The organism is Corallococcus macrosporus (assembly GCF_017302985.1).
Lineage (GTDB): Bacteria > Myxococcota > Myxococcia > Myxococcales > Myxococcaceae > Corallococcus > Corallococcus macrosporus_A.
Genome location: NZ_JAFIMU010000007.1, coordinates 1,416,443 through 1,440,357 on the forward strand (window position 1 = coordinate 1,416,443; position 23,915 = coordinate 1,440,357).

The following is a 23,915-nucleotide window of genomic DNA, read 5'->3' on the forward strand; positions in this document are numbered from 1 at the left end:
CATGGCTGGTGCCGCCAAGGATTTCGGAGCCATCCCATGAGAGCACGTGACCTCAAGGTGCTGGGGACAGAGGAGTTGATTGCGCGTTTCCGCGAGGTTTCAGCCAGGCATGGACGCTTGCTGAATGCGCGCGACACCCGGGCTGCGAACAAGAACTACCTTCTCGCGGCAGCCGTCAGGAAGGAGCTGCGGACCCGTTGGCCCGATGCGGAGAAGGGCCTCCGGGGATTGCTGACCGATCCGGAGCCAGGAACGCGGTATTGGGCCGCGACGGCTGCCCTGGGCTTCGCACCCGGCGAGGCAGAACGTGCGCTTGCCCTGCTGGCGGAGCCGCCGCCGACACTGCTGAGTGTGAGTGCGGCAATGACCCTTGATGCGTGGAAGAACGGAACGCTTCCGCTGCTGGACGAGTAGAACCGCTCAGCCCGCCAGTTGCGTCCAGTCCTCCTCGTGGGTGAAGAGCTTCACCCCCAGGCGTTCGCAGATGTCCGCGTGCGCCTGGGCGGCGGGACCTCCCACCCAGAGCGGCAGTCCCTCCGGCAGCGCGTCCCGCAGGCGCGTGAGCACGTCCTCGAAGACCGTGGCGCCCCGGTTCGTCACCGCGGACAGGCCCACCACGTCTGGCTTTGCCCGGGCCACCGTCTCCCCCAGCCCCTCCGCCGGCACGCGCTGCCCCAGCAGCGTCACGCGCAGGCCCGCGTACCGCAACCGCAGCGCCGCTCCCAGGAGGCCAATCTCGTGCTCCTCCTCCGGGAAGCACGCCAGCACCGCGTGCCTGCGGCCTCCCCGGGGCGCCCCGTGCAGCAGGCTCACCAGCCGCTCGCGCACCACCTGCGTCACCAGGTGCTCCTGCGCCACCGTCAGGGTTCCCGCGTGCCAGCGCTCGCCCACCTCGCGCTGCACCGGCACCAGCACGTCCTCGAAGGCTTTCAAGGGCGGCAGCGCGGTCAGCACCTCGTCCAGGATGCGGGAGACGCGGGACTGATCATACGCCTCGGCCGCGGCCATCACCGCCGCGCGCCAGGCCTCCGGCTGTGCCCCGAGCCGCTCCTCCGTTCCTCCGGAAGCCGGCACGTCCAGCTCCGCGCGCAGCTGGGGCAGGAGCTTCGCGGCCTCGCTGATGGCCACGCCCTCGTCCGTCAGCGCCTTGAGCCGCTTGAGGAGCGCCACGTCGCGGTCGGTGTAGACGCGGTAGCCCGCCGGGGTGCGCTCGGGGACGAGCACCCCGTAACGGCGCTCCCAGGCGCGGATGAGCTCCACGCGGACCCCCGACAGCTCCGCGGCGATGTGGATGCGATAGGTGCGCTCAGCCATGGTGTGCTTGCTTCAAGGTCGGTTCTGCGCGTTTCGCGCCTGTTGCCAGACGGCGATGAGTTCCTCCGCGGACTCCGCGTACTGCGCGCCCAACGTGAAGAGGGTCTTCAGGTGCTCCCGCGCTCCGGGCCCGCCTACCACCAGCGGCGCCGGAGCGCACGCGTGCATCGCTTCGGACAACACGGTGACGAAGTCCTCCGAATCCCGGCGGCGGATGAAGGACAGCGCCACCACGTCCGGGTGCAACTGCATGCACGCGCCGTGCAGCGCCTCCGCGGGCGTGTCCGCCCCCAGCACCGTCACCCGCCAGCCCCTCGCCTTGAGGTGCACGCCCAGCGCGAGCAGGCCGCCCTCGTGGTGGTCCCTCGCCGGACACGCGAGGAGCCCCCGGGGCCCGTCGCCCACCCGCTCCATCCCCGCCAGCAGCATGCGCAGCCGCTGGCGCACCAGCGCGGACGCCATGTGCTCACGCGCCACGTCCAGACGGGAGGCCATCTCACGCAGCAACGGGATGAGGACGGTGTCGCAGTAGGTGGTGGGGCCCAGCCCCACCTGGGCCTCGGACAGGACGGCGTCCGCGGCCTCCGCGTCCAACGCCGTCACCGCCGACCAGAAGCGATCCATGCGCCGGGCTTCCGGAGGGATGGAGCGCGCGGGCTCGTCGCGCACCTGGGAGATGGCCTCGCTCACCGAGAGACCCTCCTCCATCAGCTTCGCCACCCGGCGGACGGCCTCCAGTTCGTCACGTGAGTAGACGCGGTAGTTGTTCTCGCTGCGCTCCGGGCGCGGGAAGCCGTAGCGGCGCTCCCATGCGCGCAGCGTGGCCTCGCGGATGCCGGTGAGCCGGGCGATGGTGCGGATGCGCAGGCTCATGGGCCCAGACCTCGCGCGCGGTCCCAGCGCTCCGCCACACCGTGCGCTCCCGACACCTTCCTCGTGAAGCCCTCCAGGCTCGTCGCCTCGGCTACCCGCCGCACCACCGTCTCCAGGCCACTCTGGAAGCGTGCGAGCGGTCCGGCCTCGTGCGGCGTGCCGACCTCCAGCAACACGTCCGGCCGCTCGTGCTCGAAGAACGCGTAGCGGATGGCGATGGGCACGCACTCCGCCTTCGCCGCGCGCGCGAGCAACTCCACGCCGCGCTCCAACTGGAGCGGGAGGACGCCGAAGGGGCGGTGCTCCCCTTCCGGAAAGACACACACGGCCGCGCCCGGCTTGCGCAGCAGCTCCTTCGCGTAGCGCAGCGAGGACAGGGACGACATCGCGTCCTGCTTGCGGATGCTGAACGCGCCCATCTTCGTGTGGAAGGGATAGCGGCGCAGGTTCTCCTCGTCCATGAGGCAGTAGCCGTCCCAGGCCGCCACCTGGCAGAGCTGGTGCAGCACGAAACCGTCCCACCAGTTGGCGTGGTTCAGGTACACGAGCCGGCCCACGCCGTCGGAGGGCAGCTCGCCGCGCACCCACAGGCCGCGGAACGTCGAGCGGACCTTCCACCCGATGTACCGGTCCACCGCCCACCCGAAGGGCCCACCCTTGGCCGCGCGAATCAAGACGCCCGAGCCTCCTTGAGCCGCAGGAGCGCCGTGAACAGCGCGAGTCCCAGCGACACCAGGATGCTGGTGATGAGGAAGAAGAGGATCTCCTCCAGCGGCACGGCGCCCACGTACACGCCCACGTGGCGCCCCTCGCCGAAGTTCCAGATGCCGGTGGAGATGGCCAGGTGGTCCGCGATGGACAGGTACACGCCCACGATCAGCGCGGGAGGCAGCACCGCGCGAAGCACCTCGCCCGAGCGGGACTTGTAGTGGTTCACGAGCACCGCCAGCTGGATGGCGATGACCGGCAGCGTCCACGCCAGCAGGTGGATGAGGTATGCCCAGCGCGTCTCCATCATGGCGACACCTCGCGGGGTTCCAGGGCCCGCTCCACGCGGGCGGGCTTCCGCGCTTGAGACACGGGTTGGGGCTTCTTCGCCAGCACGCGCTCCAGCCGGTCGCGCGCCCACAGGCCCACGAGCAGGGTCTGGAGGCCGAAGAAGAGGTACTCCTCCAGCGGCAGGTAGCCCAGCTTCACGCCCCAGATGCGCTCCGGGTCGAAGCCCCACAGGCCCCACTTCACGGCCATGTTGTCCCACGGCGACGTGGCCGCGTAGACGATGACGAGCAGCAAGCCCATGGGGGCCAGGCCCCGCCACGACAGCGTGCGGCGGTAGCGCACGAGCAGGAACAGGATGGGCAGCACGACGAAGATGCCCAGGAAGCGCGCGTAGGTCATCCCGGGCCTCCACTCCACTGCGGCGCCACGCGAACCATGCGTCCTCCGGACTCCAGCGCGTAGGTATGGCCGCGCCAGGTCACCCGTCCCTGCCGCGTCAGCGAGGCCGCGAAGGCCGCGAGCAGCAACAGCTCTCCCTGCATCCAGTCCGTCAGTGCGTGGCCCGTGTCCACTTCCTGGGGCACGCGGCTGAGCGCGGCGAGGCGCAGCGACAGCATCGTGCGCACGGCGACGAGGGCCGCCACCGCGAGCCACACGGCGGGCTCATGGAGCCACGCGGCCAGCAGCAGCAGCGGCACGGTGGGCGTGAAGAGCAGCGGCACGGTCGGGTACAGGCCGGGCCGGTGGCTCGCGAGCACCTGCATCCAGCGCGTGAAGCGCTCCAGGGGCACGCGCCAGGACGTCCCATGGGCGACGGGCACCCACGCGGGCGCGGGGCTCAGCGCCACGTCCAGGCCGCGCGCGTGCAGCCGCTTCGCCAGCTCCAGGTCCTCGCCGATGTGGTCCGACAGTCCGGCCAGCTCCTCCACCGCGCGCGGTGACAACCCGAGCGCCTTGCCGCACACGGCCTGCGCGCCCGCGCTCATCGCATGCAGCGCGCGGAAGCTGTGGTGCGTGTAGCGAAGCAGCCCCGCCATGGCACGGCCGGCCGCGTCCACCGCGCCCACGGGAGTGGGGGCAGCCGTGCTCAACGCGGCGCCGGCAGCGAGCGGAGCGGCCAGGCCCTCCACCAGCGCTCCCGTGACGGCCACGTCCGCGTCCACCGCGAGCACCACGCGTCCGCGCACGTCCAGCGTCTCCAGTGCATAGAGCAGGTGGCCCACCTTGCGGTTGGGGCACACCGGGTCGCTCGGAAGCCAGCGCACGCCTTCGGCGAGGCGCGGGCGGTAGGGCGACAGCACCACCTGCTCCAGTGGCCCGGCATAGTCGATGGGCAGCGCCAGGTTCTCCAGCTCCAGCGGCGTGGGAGCATCCACGGGGCGCAGGAGCAGCACGGAGGGCAGCGGGCCCACGGCCGTGACGGGAGCACGGCGATACAGCCGCGCCAGCGTCACCGCGCTGAAGCCCCCGGCCAGAGCGGTCCACCCGAGAGTGAGGAAGCCAAGCGTGTTCATGGCGTCCTCCCCACGCGCGTGCGGAAGTGCGCCATCCAGCGGATGAACGGGGAATGGAAGCGGCGGAAGTCCGCGACCTCTCCCATCGTGTCCAGCGTGTCGCGCCTCGACTCGAGCCGTGCGTAGAAGGGCGACGACTCCAGCAGGCGCGGTTCGCCCACCACGTCGTTGCCGGCGTGCAGCCTCGCGGGGACTCGCAGGCCCCAGCCCGTCAGGCTCGTCGGACGCGCCACGGGATTGGGGCCGCGCTCGCAGACCACGCCGTTGGGTCCCGCCATCATGCGCAGCGGCGCCACGCCGTCCGGCAGGTGGTAGTCCACCACCGTGTGGTTCTTGTGGTGCGTGCGCGCCCAGTGCCAGCCCGACAGCCTCGCGCCCAGCAGCTCCTGGCCGTGGTTCGTGTCGTGGTAGCCCAGCCCTTCCGCCTTCAGGCCCTCCGAGGACACCTCCAGCGTCGCCTCCGCGCGCGGCGCCAACGGCTGCCAGTAGTGCGGCAGGCCCGGCATGAGCTGCACCTCCGCGCCTCGCCCCGTCATCGGCCGCAATGTCAGGCTCGCGCGCACCGGGCGGCCCCACGGCGCCGTCCCGTCCTCCACGTCCATGTGCACCGTGCCGTCCACCGCGTGTGTCAACGTGGAGCGGCCGATGCGCAGCCGTCCCGGCCCTTGCAGCTCCACGCGCGGGTACTCGCTCAGCACCCACAACTTGCGCACACCCTGGTGGTAGAGCGCGAAGTTCACCGCGCTGTACGCCAGCGGATGCCCGCCGCGCTTCGCCGCCACCGAGTAGCGCGGCGAGAACAGCGACCCCAGCATGAAGATGCAGACCGCGCTGTACGGCCCGGCCGTCACGTCCGCGTAGAACCAGCGGTACGCCCCCGCGCTGTCCGGCAACGCGGGCAGCGCGTACGACTCCACCGCGCCGGACAAGACATTCTGCGCGAGCACGGACTTCATGCGCCCTCCTTCAGGTGCGCGGACGCCATCTGGGCCGCGAACCGGCCCGACAACATCACCAGCGGCACCCCGCCACCCGGATGCGTGCCGCCGCCCGCGAAGAACAGCCCCGGCGTGCCGCCCCGGATGCGCGGCCTGCGGAACGGACCGAAGCGGCCGTGCGGCAGGAAGCCATAGATGGAGCCGCCCGGAGCCCCACGCGCCGCCAGGTCCACCGGCGAGCGCTGCCCCACCACGCGCACGCGCCCCTTCACCGCCGGGTAGTACCGGGCGAGCTTCTCGAACATCTGCTCGCGCACGCGCTCCGCGCTGGACTCCCACTCGCGCCGCGCCTGCTCCGCCCGGCCCTCCTCCAGCGGCATGGCCGGCGCGTTCACCATCACGAACAGCCCCGTGTGGCCCAGCGGCGCCATGCCGGGGTCCGTGGCGGACGGGTTGCAGACGTACACCGTGGGGTCCGCGGCGAGCTGCCCGGCGAAGAGCTCATCGAACTCCTTCCGGTAGTCCCCGCCGAACATCACCGTGTGATGCGGAATCGACGGCCGCCCCTCCACGTCCAGCAGCAGCACGAAGCCGGACAGCGACAGCGGCTCCGACTCGCGGCGCAGCGACGCCAGCGGATCCGCGTTCACCACGACGCTGTCGAACAGCTCGCCCACCGGGTCCACGCGGTAGCCGCCGGAGACGCGCTCGAAGCGGGCGCGCGTGTCCAGGTGCACCGTCACGCCCAGCCGCCGCACCGCCTGCCCCAGCGCGTCCACCAGCGCGCCAATGCCGCCGCGCACGTGGTGCACGCCATACGCGTGCTCGATGTGCGGGATGAGCGCGAACGCGGCGCTGGACGCATAGGGCGACCCGCCCGCGTAGGTGGCGAAGCGGCCCACGTACTGCCGCAGGTGGTGCGTCTGGAAGTGCTTCGCCGCCAGCGTGTGAAGCGTGTCCAGCTTCATCCCCGCCAGCATCGCGCCGATGCCCCGGCGGGCCACGCGAGCCATGAAGCCGGCCATGCCCTCGAAGGGGGCCTCCAGGTAGGGCTCCCCCGCCGCGCGCCAGATGGCCGCGGCCTCCGCGTAGAAGGAGTGCACGCCCTTGCGCTCGATGGGGCGCAGCTCCGCGGCGCTCTCCGCCATGCGCTCCAGGTCCTTGTACGCCGTGAAGCCGCACCCATCCGAGAAGTGGTAGGTGCACTGCGGCTCCAGCTCCGTGAACGGCGGCAGCAGGTCCAGCGCGCCCAGTTGCTCGAAGGTGCTCCGCACCAGCGCCGGCAGCGTGAGCAGCGTGGGCCCCGTGTCCAGCGTGAGCCCCTCCAGTGTCACCGCCTGCGCCTTGCCGCCGAGCGACGGGCTGCCCTCGAACAGCGTCACCGCGTGGCCTTCCTTCGCAAGGAGGCCCGCGGCCGTCAGTCCGCCGATGCCGCCACCAATCACCGCCACGCGCGAGGCCTTCATCGCGGACCTCCCGTGCCCGTGGGCAAGAGCGGCACCGGCGCGGGCGACACCGGCAGCGCCAGCGGAGCCTCCGGCAAGGCGGCCCGAGGGTTGAGGAACACCTTCGCCGTCAGCGCCAGCTTGCGTCCCGTCGTCGTGTGCGCGCGGCCGCTGAAGACGTCGTCATCCCGTGCCTCGATGTCGCGCAGGATGTCGCCGTAGATGGCGCCCATCAGCCGCACCATGCGCTGGCTGCCGAAGCCGGTGAGGTAGTGCACGCCCGCCGCCGCTCGCGCGTAGTACGCCCGCGCGCGCTGGATTTGAAAGCGCATGAAGTCGCGCCACTTCGCGTCCACCCGGCCCGCGCGCAGGTCGTCCTCGGTGATGCCGAAGGCCGCCAGCTCCTCCGAGGGCAGGTACACCCGGCCGCGCTCCAGGTCCTCGCGCACGTCGCGCAGGATGTTGGTGAGCTGCATCGCGCGGCCCAGGTCCGCCGCCGGCTCCACCGCGCGCGAGTCCTCGCAGCCCAGCACCGGCGTCAGCATCAACCCGACCACCCCCGCGACCCGGTAGCAGTACAGGTCCAGCTCCGCCCAGGTGTCGTAGCGCTGCTTCGTCAGGTCCATCTCCATGCCGGAGATGAGGTCCTGGAAGGGCTGCTCCGGAATCCGGTAGTGGTGGATGGTGTGGCGCAGCGCCGCGAACTCGCTCGGCTCCCACGGCGAGGGCGCGTCCGCGGAGGGCTGGCGCGCGGACGGCGGGCCCAGCTCCTTCGACGCCAGCTCCGGCAGCGGCAGGTACACCTCCGCCACGCGCTCGCGCGCCCGGGCCAGCCGCGTGGCCAGGGACATGGGCGCCTCACCCGGCAGCGCGCTCTCGCCCGCGTCCACCAGGTCGTCCAGCCGCCGGCAGAAGGCATACAGCGCGAAGGCCGCCTTCCGCCGCTGTCCGAAGAGGAGATACGACGCGAAGAAGAAGCTCTTGGCGTGGTGGCGCGTGACGACCCGCGCGCGCTGGTAGCCCCGGGCGATGAGCTCCGGAGAAGCGGTGACGCTCATGCCGCCACCTCCACCGCGGAGGGAACACCCTCGCGCGGAGACAGCGCCACGCCCTGCTTGTGCGCCCACTCCATCAGCCGCTCGGTGACGAGCCGCGCGGAGATGAGCACCGTGGGCAGGCCCGTGCCCGGCTGCGTGGAGGCCCCCACGAAGAAGAGGTTCTTCACGCGAGGGTCCACGTTGGCCGGACGGAAGGGACCAATCTGGAAGAAGTTCTGCGCCAGCCCGAACGCGCTGCCGCGCGCCAGGTTGTACGTGCCCGCCCAGTCATCCGGGGTGAAGACGCGCTCCACCTCGATGTCCGCCTCCAGGTCCGGGTAGCCCAGCTCCGCCAGGCGCTGGAACACCTTCGCGCGGACCTTGGGGCCTTCCACCTTCCAGTCCAGGTTCGGGTGCTGGTGCGGCACCGGCACCAGTACGTAGAGCGAGTCCTTGCCCTCCGGCGCCAGCGAGGGGTCCGTGCGCGTGGGCACGTTGACGTAGAAGCTGGGGTCCTCCGGCACGCGGAAGCGCTGGAAGATGTCGTCGAACGAGCCCGCGTAGTCCCGGCCGAACATCACGTTGTGATGCAAGAGGCCCGGCACCCGCTTCTTCATGCCCAGGTAGAGCATGTAGCCGCTGGAGGTGAAGCGCAGCTTCTCCCCGCGCTTGAACGGCGCGTCCTTCGGGTCGAGCAGCTTCTCGTACGCGTACGGCAGGTCCGCGTTGCACAGCACGGCGTCCGCGGCCACCACCTCGCCGCCCTGAAGCCGCACGCCCGTGGTGCGCCCGCCCTCGGTGAGGATGCGCTCCACCGGCTGTCCGTAGTGCAGCGTCACGCCCTCCTCGCGCGCCAGCCGCTCCAGCGCGAGGGGAATGGCATACAGGCCGCCCTTGGGGAACCAGATGCCCACGCCCAGCTCGGTGAAGGGCAAGAGGCCATACACCGCGGGCGACTCGAAGGGAGACACGCCCAGGTACATGGTCTGGAACGTCATCGCCGCGCGCAGCCGGTCGTCCTGGAAGTAGCGGCTGACGTCCGCGTACATGCGGCGGTGCGCGCGCGCCTTGAAAATTTTCGCCAGCACCCCGGGCGAGAAGTAGTCGCTGACGCCGTTGAAGTTGCGGCCCACGAAGTGGTCCAGGCTGATGCGGTACTGCTCACGGCCCTGCGACATGAAGGCCAGGTAGCGCTGGAAGCTGCCCGGCTCCACGCGCTCCAGCTCGCGGCCCATGGTGCACAGCTCGGACGTGAAGGTGACGTCGGAGCCGTCCCGGAAGTGCACCCGGTAGTTCGGGTCGCAGCGCATGAGCGTGAGGTAGTCCTCGATGCGGCGGCCCAGCGCGCGGAAGGTCTCCTCGAACACCTCCGGCATCAACACGATGGTGGGGCCCACGTCCCAGGTGAAGCCGTCCACCTGGAGCTGGTTGCAGCGGCCGCCGGGGCCGTGCGTCTTCTCGAAGACCTGGACGTCGAAGCCCTGCCGCGCGAGCCTCGCCGCCGCGGCCAGTCCGCCCACTCCCGCGCCCACCACCACCACCCGCTTGCCCTGTGCGCTCATGACGGTGTCCTCACGAAGCGCGACGCGCGAGCCGGCCAATGAGGGCGTCCAGCAGGTCCCTCATGCCATGGGGGTTGGGCAGCGCCTGCAGGCTCCGCCGCGCCGCGCGCGACGCTCGATCCACCGCGCGCTCACACGCGGCCCGGCCACCAAAGTGCTCCACCAGCTCCCGGGCGCGGGCCAGCGCCGCGTCGTCCTTGAGCTCCACCGGCAGCGCCCACAGCCGCTCCAGTTCCTCGCGGCCCTCGGGCGTGGCGCGCACGTACGCGGCCACCACCGGGAAGGTGCGCTTGGCCTGCATGAAGTCGCCGTCGGACGCCTTGCCCGCCACGGAAGTGTCGCCAAACAGGCCGATGAGGTCGTCGCGCAGCTGGTACGCGAGCCCCACCGAGCGCCCCACCCGCTCCAGCCCCTGCTGGAGCAGCGGATCCGCGCCGCCCAGCATCGCGCCGCACACCAGCGGGGCGCAGAAGCCGTAGCGCGCCGTCTTGAGGTGCGCCACGCGCAGCGTCTGGAAGAGCGTCACCTCCGCCAGCGGCACGCGCGCCAGGTCCAGGTCCAGGTACTGACCGGCGGCCGTGTGCCGGCACACGCCCAGGTAGTAGCGCGCCACGCGCGACGCGCCCGGCATGCCCGACTCCAGCATCGCCTCCAGCGAGCGCGCGAAGAGGTGGTCCCCCATCACCACGGCCAGGTCCTCACCCGGACGGCCCGGGGCCAGCATCCGGTGCAGCACCGGCCCGCCCCGGCGCAGCTCCGCTTGATCCGCCACGTCGTCGTGGATGAGCAGGAACGTGTGCAAGAGCTCCAGCCCCGCGGCGAAGCGCCAGAGCCCCGGCGGCACCGACGTGCCTCCGCGCGCCAGCCCGTGCCCGGCCAGCACCAGCGCGGGCCTCAGCCGCTTCGCCGGCCGCAGCGCATAGGCCCGCGCCTGCACCTGGGCCTGTGTCCAACGTGCGTCCAGGCCCTGTTCGTCCGGCAGCTCGAAGAGCTGGGCGAGCGCGGCCTCCACCTGCGCCTGCACGAGCTGCAGCCAGGCGTGCTCGGGGTGTGCCGCTCCGGAGGAGGTCTGCTGCACGTTGGGAAGCGGGGTGGCCATACAGCGGATCTCCGAAGTCGGGAGCACGGCAGCAGCCTTTCCACCTAGAGGTAGCGTTTGCGTACAGAGATTGTCAAGGCTATGTCTAAGGTTTGCAAAAACCTTGTACACAGGAGGCTCCCGATGAAGGCGTGGATCACAGGTGCGTTGACGGTGACCCTGGCGGCGGGGAGCGCGAGCGGCGCCTCCCCGGATCCAGAGCCGGTGGACGCGACGTTAAGCACCTCGAAGGGGGAGCGCGTTCAGCTGGCCCGCTGGCGTGGGAAACCCGTCATCCTCTTCTACGAGGACAAGGACTCCACGACACTCAACGCCCCTCTGAAGGCGGAGTTGTTCGCTCGGGGACGGGAGCGGGGGCTCCTGCAGAGCGCCTTCGTGGTCGCCGTGGCCAACCTGGAAAAGTACGACTTCTTCCCCGCCCGGGAGATTGCCCTGTCGTACGTGCGTGACGAGGAGAAGAAGGCCGGCGTGCCCATCCTGGTGGACCTGAAGGGGACCCTGGGCCAGGCGCCGTTGAAGCTGCCCACCAAGACGTCCACGGTGATGCTGCTGGACGCGGAGGGCACGCTCGTCTTCCGGCACTCGGGCCGCATGAAGCCGGAGGACCAGGACCGCTTCTTCGCCACCCTGAGCGGGCTGGTGGGCCAGGACCTGACCGCCGAGCGGGACACGGAGGCCCATCCGTGAGGGTGACCTGCACGGGCGCCACCGGCTTCCTCGGTCCAGGCCTTGTCCAAGGTTTGTTGGAGGCCGGCCACACGGTGCACGTGCTCAGCCGGAACGTTGAACACGCGCTCGGCCGGCTGTCCTCCGGCGTGACGGGGTCCTACTTCGACGGCAGCACGCCGCTGTCGCCGGACGCGCTCGCGGGGGCGGAGGGGGTGGTGCACCTGGCCGGGGAGCCGGTGGACCAACGTTGGACACACGAGGCCAAGCACCGCATCCACCACAGCCGCGTGGAGGGCACGCGCGTGCTGGTGGAGGCCATGAAGCAGGCCGGGTGCGTGCGGCACTTCGTCTGCGCGTCGGCGGTGGGCTTCTACGGTGGCGCGCGGGCGGCGCAGCCGCTGACGGAGGAGGACGCGCCCGGCGACGACTTCCTCGCCCACGTGTGCCAGGGCTGGGAGGCGGAGGCCCTGCGCGCGCAGGAGGCGGGCATCCGCACGGTGCGGCTGCGCATTGGCGTGGTGCTGCACCCGGCGGGCGGCGTGCTGCACCGGATGCTGCCGGTGTTCCGCATGGGCGCGGGCGCGAAGGTGGGCAACGGCCAGCAGTACGTCAGCTGGGTGCACCGCGAGGACCTGCTCGGGCTGCTGCGCTTCGCGCTGGAGCACCCCACGCTGTCCGGCCCGGTGAACGCCACGTCGCCGGAGCCCGTCACCAACGCGGTCTTCGCGCACACGCTGGGCGCGGTGCTGGACCGGCCCGCGGCGCTGACGGTGCCGGGGCTGGTCCTCAAGGCGCGCTTTGGAGAGATGGCGCGCGTGGCGCTGGAGGGCCAGCGGGTGATGCCCCAGCGCGCGCTGGAGGCGGGCTTCCAGTTCCGCCACCCGGAGCTGGCCGGAGCGCTGCGCGACCTGCTGTGCTCCTGACGATGTCGGCGGGTGGACGGGACGCGCGCGCCTGTCCCCGGGCTTCGCGCGCACGGTGCGTACAGTGCGCGCCACGCATGGACGACATCCGGACGCTGGAAGCCCGCGCGCGCCGCGAGGGCACACCGCTCATCGACGGAGACACCGCCACCTTCGTGTGGAGGGGGCCCCGGCAGGTCTTCCTCCAGGGGGACTTCCAGGACTGGCGCGGCACGCCCCTGCCCCTGGAGCGCGTGGGCAAGGGGCTGTGGGCGCGTTCGCTGGCGCTGCCGGAGGACGCCTACGTCGAGTACGCGCTCCAGGACGCGAAGGGCCGCCGCGTGCGCGACGTCCTCAACCCGCGCCGCTCCGACAACGGCTTCGGCGACTTCAACCACTGCTTCTGGATGCCCAAGGGTGAAGCCACGCCACTGGGCCGGCGCATCCGCAACGTGCCGAAGGGCCGCGTGACGCGCCACCAACTGGAGACGCACGAGTGGGCCGTGGGGAAGAAGCGCGCGGTGGCCCTCTACGCGCCGCCGGTGAAGGGCCCCGTGCCGCTCCTGGTGGTGCTGGACGGCGACGACTACTTGAAGCGCGTGCAGCTGCCCACGCTGGTGGAGAACCTGGTCGCCGCGGGCCGCATGCGCCCGGTGGCCATGGCCTTCGTGGCCAACGGCGGTTCGGCCCGCACCACCGAGTACGCGTGCAGCGAGGCCACCGTGGCCTTCCTGGAGCAGCGCGTGCTGCCGCTGGCCCGCGAGCACCTGTCGCTGGTGGACGAGCAGCGCACGCCGGGCGCGCACGCGGTGCTGGGCTCGTCCCTGGGCGGCCTCATGGCCCTCTATGCCGCGCAGCGCCTGCCGCGCGTCTTCGGCCGAGTGCTGTCCCAGTCCGGCGCCTTCTCCATCGAGGGCACCGACATGGTCGTCTTCGACCTGGCCCGGCGCGCGAACCAGCCGCCCCTGCACGTCTGGATGGACTGCGGCCGCTTCGAGGGACTCCAGGACGGCAACCAGCGCCTGCTGCCCATCCTGGACGCGGCCGGCCACCGCGCCACGTACCGGCCCTACAGCGGGGGCCATAATTACCCCGCGTGGCAGACCAGCCTCCCGGCCGGCCTGGAAGAAATCTTCTCGCCGGTTGAGTGACGCGGCGCGGCGGAGAGCCGGATTTCCATCCTGGACGAAAGTCCCATGGATTCAAGGGCTTGGCTCCGGAGGAAGGCGGCCAAGGCCGGATGATCCAGGATTGGACAGGCCGTTTGACGCGGCAGGCGGGCAGCCGGGCGGGGCTTGTGGACTGGCAGGCCACGCAACCTGGGGGAAGGCCGATCCGATAACGGATGTAGGTGCGCAACCCGGCGCGAGTACCGCGACGGGCCCCTTCCCCCGCCCCTGGAGTCCCCTCATGTCTCGCGTCGATGGTGGCAACCGCCCGTCCCTTCCCCCGAAGCGCTCGGAGTTCGAGCGGTCCGAGCGGAGCGACGCCACGCGCGATGGCAAGACGGGGACGGCCCGGGGCAAGGCGCCCGCCAACGCCAACGTGCGCTCGTTCCAGGGCCGCAGCGACTTCGAGCCCGCGCGCCCCGCGCCCTCCCGCCCCACGCCCCCGCAGACGCCGGCCGTGAAGGCCCCGCCGTCGCCCGCGGAGGCGGAGTCCATTGCCCAGGCGGACATGGAGCTGGGCCTGCTGGCGGAGTTCCCGGACGCGGACGCGCAGAGCGGCATCGCGTCCGCCATGCTGCACGCGCACTCGGACGCGCCCGCGTCGCAGAACCGCATCGTGGAGCGGCTGAAGCAGGACGGCCGCCTGGAGACGCTCTTCGGCGAGGTGTTCCGCGAGGACAACCCGTACGTGGAGCAGCCGCACAAGAAGGCCATCGTGCAGGCGCTCGACACCGCGCTCAACCGGGGCACGGTGACCAGCGACGACCTGCGCGCCTTCTCCCGTGGCACCTACGCCCAGGAGTGGCAGCAGATTGGCGCCGCGCTGGGTGACGCCCGGAGGTAGCCGGCCGGGCTCCGGAGGCTCCGGAGCCGTCCGCGCTTCACGCTTCTTCACGCGCATGCCGGTTGCGCCTGGACGCGTGCGCGCCAGGATGGGCCTCCCATGGTGGAAAGCCCGTTGCGCATCATCCTGTTCATCCTCCTCGTCAGCGTCGCGTCGGTCTACGTCCACATCTATCTGTACCGGCGCCTCTTCCGCGACACGTCCACGAACCCCGCCTGGCGCACCGCCGGCAAGGTGCTGCTGACGGCGCTGTGCCTGCCGCTGCTCCTGTCCTGGGTGGTGACGCGCATCGTGCCCTCCGCGTTCATCGTCGCCGTGGCCGCGTGGACGTGGATGGGCGTGGCCGTGTACCTGCTGCTCGCGCTGGCCCTGCTGGGCGGCGTGCGCGGGCTCGTGGCGCGCACGCGCGGCCACCGGGGCGTCGCCGCGCCGCTCGCCACGCCCGCGCCGGATCCCGCCGCGCCGCCGTCCCTGGCGGATCTGGCCGTCAGCGTGCCGCCCCCGTCCTCCGCAGTGCCTCCGGTGCCGCCGGTGGACGAGGACCGGCGCCGGTTCCTCGCGCGGGCCACCGCGGGCGGCGCGGTGCTCGCGGCGGGCGGCCTCACGGGCTACGGCATGTGGAGCGCGTTCCATCCGCCCGTGGTCAACGAGGTCGCGGTGCGGCTGCCCGGCCTGCCCAAGGCGCTGGACGGCTTCACCCTCGTCCACATGAGCGACATCCACGTGGGCCCCATCATCCAGCGGCGCTTCATGGACGAGCTGGTGCGGCGGGCCAACGCGCTCAAGCCGGACCTCGTCGCCATCACCGGCGACCTGGTGGACGGCACGGTGGACGACCTGCGCCACTCCGTCGCCGCGCTCCAGAACCTCCAGGCCCGCGCGGGCACGCACTTCATCACCGGCAACCACGAGTACTACTGGAACGCGAGCAAGTGGGCGGACGCGCTCACCGGCCTGGGCGTCACCGTGTTGCGCAACCGTCACGTGACGGTGGGTGACGCGGGCGGCGCGTTCGACGTGGTGGGCGTGGACGACTGGTCCATGCGCAACGGTCCCAAGGGCTACAACCTGGACGCCGCGCTCGCGGGCCGCGACCCCGGCCGCGCGGCGGTGCTGCTCGCGCACCAGCCCTCCAACTGGGACGTCGCCGCGAAGGCGGGCATGGGGCTGCAACTGTCCGGGCACACCCACGGCGGACAGTTCTTCCCATTCACCATCGCCGTCTCCACCATCTGGAAGCACGACGCCGGCCTCTTCCAAGAGGGTGAGAATTCCCTCTACGTCAGCCGTGGCACCGGCTTCTGGGGCCCGCCCCTGCGCGTCGCCGCGCCTTCGGAAATCGTTAAGGTGACGCTACTGGCAGTGTGAGGTGTAGATTTACCCGGAAATGGGCAAGGAACCAGCGAAGCGCGAAATCAAACAGGAGCGGGCCGCGCGAACGCGGGTCGAAATCCTGGAGGCCGCCATCACGTTGTTCGCCCGGCGAGGCTACCTGTCGACGACGATGTCGGACCTGGCGAAAGCCATCCGGATGACGCCCGGCGCCCTGTACTGGCACTTCCCCACCAAGGAAGACCTGCTGCTGGCGGCCATCGAAGAGCTGCACAACCGCTACCTGATGGAGTTCGCGCCGCTGCTCGCCGAGCGCCGCATCCTGTCCGGCCGGGAGCAGCTGGTGTTCGTGGTGTCGCGCACGTCGCAGTTCCTGCGCTACCACCGCGAGTACGGCATCTTCTTCGGGATGCTGTCCGCCGAGTCCGCGGACTCCAACGACCGCGTGGCGGAGGCCCTGCGCGAGAAGATCTCCCTCTACGTGGCGGTGCTGTCGGGGATGATCCGCTACGGCCAGAAGCGCAATGAGTTCCGCCAGGAGGTGGACCCGGTGCACATGGCCCACACGATGATGGGCGGATACCTGGGCATCCTGCTGCACCACAACCTGTACCGCGCCACCGTGAACTACGACCCGCTGATGGCGTCGTTGGACATGATCCTCTCCGGCGGCCTCCACGTGCGCGGCCCGCTGGGCTGACGCGCGGAAGACACCGGGCCGGGATGCCCGGAACGAAAGACGCCCGGTCCCCCACGCGAGGGGACCGGGCGTTTTCATTGACAGCGGGAGGCCGTGACTACGGCTTCTCGATGGGGCTCGACGCGTTCTGCGGCTGGCGCACCGTGCGGGGCACGAAGTCCGACGCGTTGTTGTCGGAGTCGTAGCCGTTGCCCGCCTGCTCATCCGCGCCGCCCACGCCCATGGTCGCGGCGGTGGACGACGCCCGGGCCTTGCGCTCGAGGCTGCCACCCTTGCCCGCGGGCGCGGGGGCCGCGGCGCCTTCCACCACGGTGCGGCCGGTGCCGAAGCCCACCGTGTCCACCACGCCCGTGAGGACCGTGGGGTCCAGCGTCACGTCCGCCGTGCCCAGGCGGACGTTGCCCGTGGAGCCGGAGATGTCCGTGTTGCCCCACGTATGGTCCGCGGGGACCGTCGGCGTGGAGGTGGCGAAGCCGGTCGACGCGACCAGGTAGTAGCCGTGGGCCTTGATGGTCGCGGCGGGCAGCGTGGCCAGCACCGTGAAGTTCGTCGTCGTGCTGGTGGTGCTCGCCGTGCGGTAGAGCAGCTTCCAGCCGGTGATGTTCACATCGAAGTTCGTCGGGTTGTAGAGCTCGATGTAGTCGTCCGCGTTCACGTCGACGCCCTGGCCGGCGATCTCACTGATGACGACGTGGCCCTGCTCCTCGGCCACGGTGACCTCCGCCTGCTTCGTCACGCCCTGGTAGGACGCGGTGAACTGGCCGGTGCCCGGCGTCTGCGTGGCGGTGAAGACGACGGTGGCGGTCGTCTGGCCCTCCGGCACCGTCACCGTGGAGGCCGGCAGCGAGCCCAGCCCCGCGTCCGAGAACGCCACGTCCACGACCGCGCCGCCCACGGGGGCCTTGCGGGTCAGCGTGAGGGTGAACGTCTGCGTCCCGCCCACCGTCACCGTCGCCGTGTCCGGCGTGATGCTGGCGAGCTTCGCGGGCGGAGGCAGCACGGTCAGCGACGCCGAGCGCGTGATGCCGTTGAGCGAGGCGGACACCGTGCCCGCCCCCTCCCCTTCCGCGTCGGCGGTGAACGTCACCGTCGCCGTCGTCTCACCCGCGGCCACCGTCACCGCCGTGGCGGACAGCGCGCCATAGGGCGTGGCCGGAGGGGCCAGCGCCAGCAGCACCTGCACGGGCTGCGTCGGCGCGGACTCCAGCGTCACCGTGAACACCTGGGCCGCGCCCGCGTTCACCGTGGCGGTGGACGGGGTGAGGGACAACAGCCGGGGCACGTCCCTGATGGTGTTCACCGTGGCGCTCAGCGCGCCCAGCGTCACCGTGCCGGAGCCGGTGCTGTCGTCGGCCACGGTCAGGTCGAAGGTGGCCGTCAGCGCGTCCGTCGTCACGTTCCGGGCCGTGATGGTGCCGAAGCCCGCGGGCGTCACCACCGGGTCCAGCGTGGTGCCCGCCGGCACCGGCCGGTCGAACGTCACCGTGAAGCGCGCGGTGCCGCCCGGCGCCACACCCGTCGTCGCCGGGGTGAGGTCCGTGGCGGAGGCCGCCTCGTTCTCGCCCAGCACGCGCAGCGTGGCCGTCTGGGTGGAAGCGCCCAGCGTCGCGGTGAGGGTCACCGAGTCCGCCGGCGCCTTCGCCTCCAGCGCCACCGTGGCGCTCGTCCGGCCGGCGGGGATGACCACCTTCCCGTCCTTCGCGGTCAGCGCCGCCGTGTCACTCGAGGAGATGTTCACCGTCACGTCCAGCGGGTAGCCGAACGCCAGCGTCACCGTCAGGGCCTGCGGGATGGCCTGGGTGCCGCCCACGCGCGCGAAGCCGCCGGACGTGAACGCCGTCAGCGCCGGGAGCGGCAGGGCCATGTCGGCTCCGTTCCGGGGCAGCAGCTTGTGGTCGTTGAAGTTGAACGTGAGCACGCCGCGCAGCGCGATGTACTCGGTGCCCAGCACCTGCGTGGGATAGGCGAAGGCCTGGTCATCCACCATCAGGCCCGAGGACGCCGGGTTGCCGGTCTTGTTCTCGTCCACGATGAACTCGCGGTTGGCGTTCTCCAGGCGGGTGTTGAAGACGTTGCGGACCTCCACCAGCGCGCCCTCCAGCGCCTTCGCCCGGGGACCATTGGTGCGGATGTCCTCCGTGCGCACCACCTCCGGGGCCGGCAGCGGGTTGCCCACGCTGTTCTTCGTCACCTTGGAATCAATCACCTCCAGCAGGCCGAAGTACTCCTTCAGCGTGCCCTCCACGCGGATGTTGTCCCCCACCGCCACGTCGGACTTGAGGCTGTACATATAGAGGCCGGAGTCATCCACGCCCTTGCCCGCCGGGTAGTGGGCCACCTGCACCCAGTAGCCGCGCTCGGACTTCGTCGCGTCCACCGCGGTCACCACCACGTCGTCCAGCAGCACCTTGGTGCCCACCAGGGACTGGTTGCCGAAGCGGGGCGTCGCCTTCACGTCGTAGATGGTGGCGGGGCACGCGGCGCCGCCGGGGTTGGGCACCGGGCATGCGTCGCACGCGTCACCCACGCCGTCGTTGTCCGAGTCCTTCTGGTCCACGTTGGCCACGAGCGGGCAGTTGTCACCGGGAGCGGCGATGCCGTCGTAGTCGAAGTCGGACGGGTCCTCGACGGAGCACGAGGCCGCGTCCGCCGGGCAGCCGTCGCACGCGTCGCCCTTGCCGTCCTTGTCCGTGTCCTTCTGGTCCGCGTTGCCCACGAACGGGCAGTTGTCGCGCCAGGTGGGCACGCCGTCGCGGTCGTCGTCGTCGCCGCGGAAGGCCTGGCACGCGGTGGTGCCGGCCTCCAGGGGGCACGGGTCGCACGCGTCACCCACGCCGTCGCCGTCCGTGTCCAGCTGCCGCCCGTTGTCCATGGGGCGCACGGGGTTGAAGATGGTGGGGCAGTTGTCGTTCGCGGCCGGGATGCCGTCCGCGTCCGCGTCCTCCGCGCTCGCCACGCCCGAGTAGACGGTGGAGCCGTTGACGGCGGCCACCGGGAAGCTGGTGTTCACCGCGCTGCGCGCGGGCTCGCAGGAGGGCTCGTTGGCGGGGGTGCCGCACGCGAACAGCGGGTAGAGGTTCCGGGTGTCCGAGGAGCCCTGGAACTCCGCCAGCGTCATCTTGATCTCCGACTTCAAGCACGCGGACTTCTGGGTGCCGCACACGTCCAGCGCGTCGCAGGTGTCCTCACCCTTGAGGCCGTCCACCAGCGCCTGGTCGCCGTAGAGCGGCTTGCCGCCGCGCACCGTCAGCACCACGTCCTGCGGATCCGCGGCGATGACCGCGCGGAACGGCGAGCCCGCGTTCGTGCCCAGGCGGAAGATGGCCAGGTCCGCCATCCGGCCCGGCGCGATGCGGCCCACGCGCTCGTAGATGTCCACCGCGTCCGCGGCGTTGGCCGTCACCATGCGCCACAGGTCCTCGTCCGTGAAGGTCCTGGCGTAGCGCGTGGTGTTGAGGTGATCCGCGCAGCGCAGCTCGCGCAGCAGGTTCATGGAGCCGGAGCGGATCCAGTCCGTGCCCAGGGAGATGGGCACGCCCAGCCGCTTGAAGGTCGTCACCATCGCCGTGTCGCCGTACAGCGAGACGTTGGTGCGCGGCGACCAGACGAGGCCCGTGCCGTGCGCCGCCATCTCCGAAATCTCCCGCGCGGTGAGGCCCACGCCGTGGATGACGGCCGAGCGCGGGAACAGCACGTTGCCCGCGCCCGTGGACAGGCAGCGGAACTCGTTGAGCGCCGTGACCGCGATGCCCTCCGCGATGTGCGGCAGGTACGCGGACGTGCGCGAGGTGATGGTCGCCGACGACGGGAACGAGGCGTAGGAGCAGCCCTCCGCCAGCGTGGTGCCGGTGCTGTCACCCAGCGGGAAGGTGTCCGAGTCCGCGTACGGCTCCGACAGGCCCTCCTGGTTCGCGATGCCCGCCGTGCCGCCCGTGTCCAGGTTGCGCAGGAGCCCGGGCTGCCCGCCCGCGCCCGCGATGGAGGTGGTGCCCGCCATCACCTGGCGCAGCTCCGACCAGCTGATGGCCGCCGCCTTGGAGTTGGACGGGTTGCTCAGCCGGGTGTGGTTGTTCTTGCCCTCGCGCCAGTCGTGGCGGTGCTCGTAGCGCTCCACGCTGGTGCTGGCCAGCGGCGCGCCCGGGAAGGTGATGTGGTCATGCGGGTTGATGAGGCCCGGGGAGATGACGCCCGTGGGGCACGTCACCACCGTGGCCTCCGCGGCGCCGGCCGCCTTCGAGCAGTCGCACTCGGAGCAGGTGATGACGCCCTGGGCGTCCACCAGCACCTGGCCGCCCGCCAGCACCTGGCCGTCCTTGAGCACGGTGCCGACGAAGAGCTTGCCCGCCGTGCCCGCCTTCGTCACCTCGCAGGTGGCGCCGTTCGCCAGCGGCGCGGGAGGCGTGGCCCAACACTGCACGGTCTGGGTGGGCGTGACGGTACAGTCCGCCTCGCACCCGTCGCCGCTCACCGTGTTGCCGTCGTCGCACGCCTCGGTGGGCGCCTGCTTGCCGTCGCCACACTTCGCCCCGGGCAGCGTGCAGTTCGCCTCGCACGCGTCGCCGCCGGTGGTGTTGCCGTCATCGCACTGCTCGGCGCCTTCCTTCTTTCCGTCACCGCAGACCGCCACGACCTCTGGATCATCGGATCCGCAGGCACTGCCCAACAACAGGACCGCGCCCAGGGCGGCCAGCAATAAACGGGAGCTGCGCATGAAGCCTCCTGCCCGAAGGCAGTGCCGTGAAGGAAGAGACGGTGTGACGTGAAAGCCCCCCGTGCCTCGCACGCGGCGTAGGACGTGGGTGCAACATTTCAGCGATACCTGACCCGTGAAGTCCACTTCGTGGGGCTCCAAGGGCCTTCCGTGTGGCGGGAGGTGTGGTAGGAGCACACCCAACGTGTGGGGGAGCAGGCGGATGACGCGTCCTGCCACGTTCTAGAGTGGGGGGGACATGATCACCCGGAATCCATCCAGCACCGTGTCGCGCTTCCTGGACGCGCACCTGCGCCGCGACGCACAGACGCGCGAGCTGTCAGTGGCGCGTTTCATGAGCATCCTGTCCGCCATCTGCGTGGTGGTGGCCGCGGCGCTCGGCCCCGCGATGGGCTGGGACCTGACGTTCGCGTTGATGGGGCTGTCGACGGTGCTGTCGGGCTACTACGCGTGCATGTGGTGGGTCTTGCGCTCCGGCGCGTTCCACCCGGCCATCCCGTGGCTCAACGTCTTCATTGAAGTGAGCATCCCGGCGGTGGTGCTCACGTTCGACCTGCGCTACCAGGGCCCCGTCTACGCGCTCACCGCGCCCACGCTGGTCATCTGGGGCACGCTGGTGACGCTGGCGGGCCTGCGCAGCAACCCGCGCCTGGGGCTGGCGGCGGGCGCGCTGGTGGCGGCGGAGTACCTGGCGCTCTACTTCGGCTTCGTGCGGCCGCTGTTGCCGGATCAGCCGCTGGTGACGCTGGCGCCGCTGTTCATCTGCGTGCGCGCGTTCTTCTTCGTGGCCACGGGCGCGCTGACGGCCACGCTGGCGCGGCACTTCCTGGAGCGCACGCGCAGCGCGCTGGCGGCGCTGCGCGAGCAGGAGGTCATGGGCAAGTACGTGCTGCACGAACGGCTGGGCGCGGGCGGCATGGCGGAGGTGTACCGGGCCACGTACTCGCCGGAGGGCGGCTTCGAGAAGCAGGTGGCGCTCAAGCGCATCCTGCCGTCGTACGCGGACGACGCGGCCTTCGTGACGATGTTCCGGCGCGAGGCGGAGCTGTGCTCGTCGCTCTACCACCCCAACATCGTCCAGGTGTTCGACCTGGGCCGCCACGGCGGCACCTACTTCCTGGCCATGGAGTACGTGGACGGCCTGCCCCTGAGCGCGCTGCTCAGGCCGCGCAACCGCCGGCCGCTGCCCGTGTCCGCCGCGACCTTCCTGGCCGCGGAGCTGGCGTCCGCGCTGGACTACCTGCACCGTCGCACCAGCGCGGACGGCGTCCCGCTGCGGCTGGTCCACCGCGACCTGAACCCGCCCAACATCCTGGTGTCGCGCATCGGCGAGGTGAAGCTGTCGGACTTCGGCATCGCGCGCGACGCGGTCCGCGCGAACCTCACCGTGGCCGGCAGCGTGCGCGGCAAGCTGGGCTACATGGCGCCGGAGCAGGCCATGGGCAAGGACATCGACGGGCGGGCGGACCTCTTCGCCCTGGGGCTCACGCTGCATGAGGCCCTCACCGGCCGGCGCGCGCTGAGCGGCCACTCGGAGGAGGTGCTGCTGCGCGCGGCGGTGGACCAGGAGGTCGTCCCGCCCTCGCAGCTCAACCCCGCCGTGCCGCTGGCGCTGGACCTCATCGTCATGCAGCTGCTCCAGAAGGACCCGGCCCGGCGCACGCCCGACGGCGCGACGCTGCGTCAGCAGCTGCTGGCGCTGGACGGCCCCGCGGCCCCCTTCCCCCATGGCCAGGCGGAGCTGGCGCGGGTGGCGCGCGAGGCGAAGACGCTGGCGGAGCAGCTGAACGTGGACACCGTGGAGACGGTGGCCGTGGACAAGCCGGCCGTGGTGCGCTCGGCCTGACGTGGAAGGCACAGGCTGCGCGGGCCCCGGGAGCGCGTTAGAACGCGGCGCGTTTCCTCCTGCCGGGAGCCCTCCGCCTTGGACATCGCCGTCATCACCTACGCCGGACTGCCGCAACTCCACCCGCTGGACGCGCCGCTGGTGCCCGCGCTGCGGGCGCTGGGGCTGGACGCGCAGCCCATCCGCTGGGACGACCCGGACGTGGACTGGAGCCGCGTGCGCGCCGCGGTGGTGCGCAACGCCTGGGACAGCCACCTGCGCCGCGAGGAGTTCGTCGCCTGGGCGGACCGCGTGGGCAGCGTCACGCGGCTGTTCAACCCGGCGGACGTGCTCCGGTGGAACACGCACAAGGCCTACCTCAAGACGCTGGAGGCGCGCGGCCTGCCCCTGACGCCCACCGTCTGGGTGCCGCCCGGCGGCACGCTGGACGTGGCGGCGACGGCGCGCGAGCGCGGCTGGGACGCGGTGGTGCTCAAGCCCGCGGTGGCGGCGGGCGGGATGAAGACCTTCATCCTGCGGCGTGAGGAGTGGGACGCCGCGAGCGCGCAGGTGACGGAGCTGGCCAGGGAGGGGGACGTGATGGTGCAGCCCTACCTGCGCGCCTTCGAGACGGAGGGCGAGCGCTCGTACATCTTCTTCAACGGCGTCTTCAGCCACGCGGTGCGCCGCCCGCCCACGCTGACCACCGCGCCCCGGGGCTTCGCGGAGCCGCACGGCTTCACGCCGGAGGACGCGGCGGAGCAGCGGTTGGCGCACGACGTGATGGAGGCGTCCGGGGGCGCGCGGCTGCTGTACGCGCGCGTGGACGTGGCCACGGACAACGAGGGGCGCACGCGGCTGCAGGAGGTGGAGGTGACGGAGCCGTGCCTCTTCCTGCCCATGGACGCGGGCGCGCCGGAGCGGATGGCCCGGGCCGTGGTCGCCCGGTTGTAGGCAGTGGGCGGCCCCATTCGCCCACTCG

Annotated in this window: 21 protein-coding genes; 9 read left to right on the plus strand and 12 right to left on the minus strand. The window is 71.5% G+C overall.

The window, feature by feature from the left end; all coding sequences use genetic code 11:
• Positions 1–36 precede the first annotated feature (36 nt).
• On the plus strand, positions 37–414 hold the full coding sequence (locus tag JYK02_RS18030; RefSeq protein ID WP_207052638.1) for a DUF2019 domain-containing protein: 378 nt from the start codon (positions 37–39) through the stop codon (positions 412–414).
• Positions 415–420: 6 nt separating this feature from the next.
• On the opposite strand, the gene JYK02_RS18035 is transcribed toward JYK02_RS18030, so the two are convergent.
• The 11 genes from JYK02_RS18035 to JYK02_RS18085 are packed head-to-tail and all read right to left on the minus strand — an operon-like array spanning position 421 to position 10,781.
• A complete protein-coding gene (locus tag JYK02_RS18035; protein WP_207052640.1) occupies positions 421–1,314 on the minus strand; it encodes a MerR family transcriptional regulator in 894 nt (297 codons plus the stop codon).
• 12 nt (positions 1,315–1,326) lie between these two features.
• The gene (locus JYK02_RS18040) at positions 1,327–2,187 is read right to left on the minus strand and encodes a MerR family transcriptional regulator (protein ID WP_207052642.1); all 861 of its coding nucleotides are present in this window, start codon (positions 2,185–2,187) and stop codon (positions 1,327–1,329) included.
• A complete protein-coding gene (locus JYK02_RS18045) occupies positions 2,184–2,861 on the minus strand; it encodes a lysophospholipid acyltransferase family protein (protein WP_207052644.1) in 678 nt (225 codons plus the stop codon). Before JYK02_RS18045 ends, JYK02_RS18040 begins: the two co-directional genes overlap by 4 nt.
• Positions 2,858–3,205, minus strand: coding sequence for a lycopene cyclase domain-containing protein (locus JYK02_RS18050; protein ID WP_207052645.1), 348 nt, complete (start codon positions 3,203–3,205; stop codon positions 2,858–2,860). Before JYK02_RS18050 ends, JYK02_RS18045 begins: the two co-directional genes overlap by 4 nt.
• A complete protein-coding gene (locus JYK02_RS18055; protein WP_207052648.1) occupies positions 3,202–3,585 on the minus strand; it encodes a lycopene cyclase domain-containing protein in 384 nt (127 codons plus the stop codon). Before JYK02_RS18055 ends, JYK02_RS18050 begins: the two co-directional genes overlap by 4 nt.
• Positions 3,582–4,700 (minus strand): glycosyltransferase, encoded by a 1,119-nt coding sequence (locus JYK02_RS18060; protein WP_207052649.1) that lies wholly within the window; start codon positions 4,698–4,700, stop codon positions 3,582–3,584. Before JYK02_RS18060 ends, JYK02_RS18055 begins: the two co-directional genes overlap by 4 nt.
• Entirely contained in the window at positions 4,697–5,656 is a 960-nt protein-coding gene (locus JYK02_RS18065; protein ID WP_207052650.1) for a carotenoid 1,2-hydratase, read from the minus strand. Before JYK02_RS18065 ends, JYK02_RS18060 begins: the two co-directional genes overlap by 4 nt.
• Positions 5,653–7,104: a phytoene desaturase family protein gene (locus JYK02_RS18070; protein WP_207052651.1), complete on the minus strand. Its 1,452-nt coding sequence runs from the start codon at positions 7,102–7,104 to the stop codon at positions 5,653–5,655. Before JYK02_RS18070 ends, JYK02_RS18065 begins: the two co-directional genes overlap by 4 nt.
• Positions 7,101–8,141 (minus strand): phytoene/squalene synthase family protein, encoded by a 1,041-nt coding sequence (locus JYK02_RS18075; protein WP_207052652.1) that lies wholly within the window; start codon positions 8,139–8,141, stop codon positions 7,101–7,103. Before JYK02_RS18075 ends, JYK02_RS18070 begins: the two co-directional genes overlap by 4 nt.
• Complete coding sequence (locus JYK02_RS18080) at positions 8,138–9,682, minus strand: phytoene desaturase family protein (RefSeq protein WP_207052653.1); 1,545 nt, start codon at positions 9,680–9,682, stop codon at positions 8,138–8,140. Before JYK02_RS18080 ends, JYK02_RS18075 begins: the two co-directional genes overlap by 4 nt.
• A 10-nt stretch (positions 9,683–9,692) precedes the next feature.
• Positions 9,693–10,781: a polyprenyl synthetase family protein gene (locus JYK02_RS18085; RefSeq protein WP_207052654.1), complete on the minus strand. Its 1,089-nt coding sequence runs from the start codon at positions 10,779–10,781 to the stop codon at positions 9,693–9,695.
• A 123-nt stretch (positions 10,782–10,904) separates the two neighbouring features.
• On the opposite strand from JYK02_RS18085, the gene JYK02_RS18090 reads away from it, so the two are divergent.
• The 6 genes from JYK02_RS18090 to JYK02_RS18115 all read left to right on the plus strand — a co-directional run bounded on the left by JYK02_RS18090 (position 10,905) and on the right by JYK02_RS18115 (position 16,397).
• A complete protein-coding gene (locus JYK02_RS18090) occupies positions 10,905–11,468 on the plus strand; it encodes a peroxiredoxin family protein (protein ID WP_207052656.1) in 564 nt (187 codons plus the stop codon).
• Positions 11,465–12,373, plus strand: coding sequence for a TIGR01777 family oxidoreductase (locus JYK02_RS18095; protein ID WP_207052658.1), 909 nt, complete (start codon positions 11,465–11,467; stop codon positions 12,371–12,373). Before JYK02_RS18090 ends, JYK02_RS18095 begins: the two co-directional genes overlap by 4 nt.
• 77 nt (positions 12,374–12,450) lie before the next feature.
• Complete coding sequence (locus tag JYK02_RS18100) at positions 12,451–13,503, plus strand: alpha/beta hydrolase-fold protein (protein ID WP_207052660.1); 1,053 nt, start codon at positions 12,451–12,453, stop codon at positions 13,501–13,503.
• Positions 13,504–13,762: 259 nt separating this feature from the next.
• Positions 13,763–14,365 (plus strand): hypothetical protein, encoded by a 603-nt coding sequence (locus tag JYK02_RS18105; RefSeq protein ID WP_207052661.1) that lies wholly within the window; start codon positions 13,763–13,765, stop codon positions 14,363–14,365.
• 99 nt (positions 14,366–14,464) lie between these two features.
• The gene (locus tag JYK02_RS18110; protein ID WP_207052663.1) at positions 14,465–15,733 is read left to right on the plus strand and encodes a metallophosphoesterase; all 1,269 of its coding nucleotides are present in this window, start codon (positions 14,465–14,467) and stop codon (positions 15,731–15,733) included.
• 19 nt (positions 15,734–15,752) lie between these two features.
• On the plus strand, positions 15,753–16,397 hold the full coding sequence (locus JYK02_RS18115) for a TetR/AcrR family transcriptional regulator (RefSeq protein WP_207052664.1): 645 nt from the start codon (positions 15,753–15,755) through the stop codon (positions 16,395–16,397).
• Positions 16,398–16,494: 97 nt separating this feature from the next.
• Here the strand turns inward: JYK02_RS18115 and JYK02_RS18120 are convergent, their stop codons facing one another.
• On the minus strand, positions 16,495–21,108 hold the full coding sequence (locus tag JYK02_RS18120) for an amidohydrolase family protein (protein WP_207052665.1): 4,614 nt from the start codon (positions 21,106–21,108) through the stop codon (positions 16,495–16,497).
• A 238-nt stretch (positions 21,109–21,346) separates the two neighbouring features.
• Between JYK02_RS18120 and JYK02_RS18125 the strand changes: the two genes are divergently transcribed.
• Together JYK02_RS18125 and JYK02_RS18130 are read left to right on the plus strand one after the other, a co-directional pair.
• Positions 21,347–22,954: a serine/threonine-protein kinase gene (locus JYK02_RS18125; RefSeq protein WP_207052666.1), complete on the plus strand. Its 1,608-nt coding sequence runs from the start codon at positions 21,347–21,349 to the stop codon at positions 22,952–22,954.
• A gap of 78 nt (positions 22,955–23,032) precedes the next feature.
• The gene (locus JYK02_RS18130) at positions 23,033–23,887 is read left to right on the plus strand and encodes an ATP-grasp domain-containing protein (protein ID WP_207052667.1); all 855 of its coding nucleotides are present in this window, start codon (positions 23,033–23,035) and stop codon (positions 23,885–23,887) included.
• Positions 23,888–23,915 lie beyond the last annotated feature (28 nt).

Bases quoted from the DNA above. Each gene is read 5' to 3' on its own strand.
- JYK02_RS18030 (WP_207052638.1), top strand. From the start codon at position 37: ATGAGAGCACGTGACCTCAAGGTGCTGGGGACAGAGGAGTTGATTGCG.
- JYK02_RS18035 (WP_207052640.1), bottom strand. From the start codon at position 1,314: ATGGCTGAGCGCACCTATCGCATCCACATCGCCGCGGAGCTGTCGGGG.
- JYK02_RS18040 (WP_207052642.1), bottom strand. From the start codon at position 2,187: ATGAGCCTGCGCATCCGCACCATCGCCCGGCTCACCGGCATCCGCGAG.
- JYK02_RS18050 (WP_207052645.1), bottom strand. From the start codon at position 3,205: ATGATGGAGACGCGCTGGGCATACCTCATCCACCTGCTGGCGTGGACG.
- JYK02_RS18055 (WP_207052648.1), bottom strand. From the start codon at position 3,585: ATGACCTACGCGCGCTTCCTGGGCATCTTCGTCGTGCTGCCCATCCTG.
- JYK02_RS18060 (WP_207052649.1), bottom strand. From the start codon at position 4,700: ATGAACACGCTTGGCTTCCTCACTCTCGGGTGGACCGCTCTGGCCGGG.
- JYK02_RS18065 (WP_207052650.1), bottom strand. From the start codon at position 5,656: ATGAAGTCCGTGCTCGCGCAGAATGTCTTGTCCGGCGCGGTGGAGTCG.
- JYK02_RS18070 (WP_207052651.1), bottom strand. From the start codon at position 7,104: ATGAAGGCCTCGCGCGTGGCGGTGATTGGTGGCGGCATCGGCGGACTG.
- JYK02_RS18075 (WP_207052652.1), bottom strand. From the start codon at position 8,141: ATGAGCGTCACCGCTTCTCCGGAGCTCATCGCCCGGGGCTACCAGCGC.
- JYK02_RS18080 (WP_207052653.1), bottom strand. From the start codon at position 9,682: ATGAGCGCACAGGGCAAGCGGGTGGTGGTGGTGGGCGCGGGAGTGGGC.
- JYK02_RS18085 (WP_207052654.1), bottom strand. From the start codon at position 10,781: ATGGCCACCCCGCTTCCCAACGTGCAGCAGACCTCCTCCGGAGCGGCA.
- JYK02_RS18090 (WP_207052656.1), top strand. From the start codon at position 10,905: ATGAAGGCGTGGATCACAGGTGCGTTGACGGTGACCCTGGCGGCGGGG.
- JYK02_RS18100 (WP_207052660.1), top strand. From the start codon at position 12,451: ATGGACGACATCCGGACGCTGGAAGCCCGCGCGCGCCGCGAGGGCACA.
- JYK02_RS18105 (WP_207052661.1), top strand. From the start codon at position 13,763: ATGTCTCGCGTCGATGGTGGCAACCGCCCGTCCCTTCCCCCGAAGCGC.
- JYK02_RS18110 (WP_207052663.1), top strand. From the start codon at position 14,465: ATGGTGGAAAGCCCGTTGCGCATCATCCTGTTCATCCTCCTCGTCAGC.
- JYK02_RS18115 (WP_207052664.1), top strand. From the start codon at position 15,753: ATGGGCAAGGAACCAGCGAAGCGCGAAATCAAACAGGAGCGGGCCGCG.
- JYK02_RS18120 (WP_207052665.1), bottom strand. From the start codon at position 21,108: ATGCGCAGCTCCCGTTTATTGCTGGCCGCCCTGGGCGCGGTCCTGTTG.
- JYK02_RS18125 (WP_207052666.1), top strand. From the start codon at position 21,347: ATGATCACCCGGAATCCATCCAGCACCGTGTCGCGCTTCCTGGACGCG.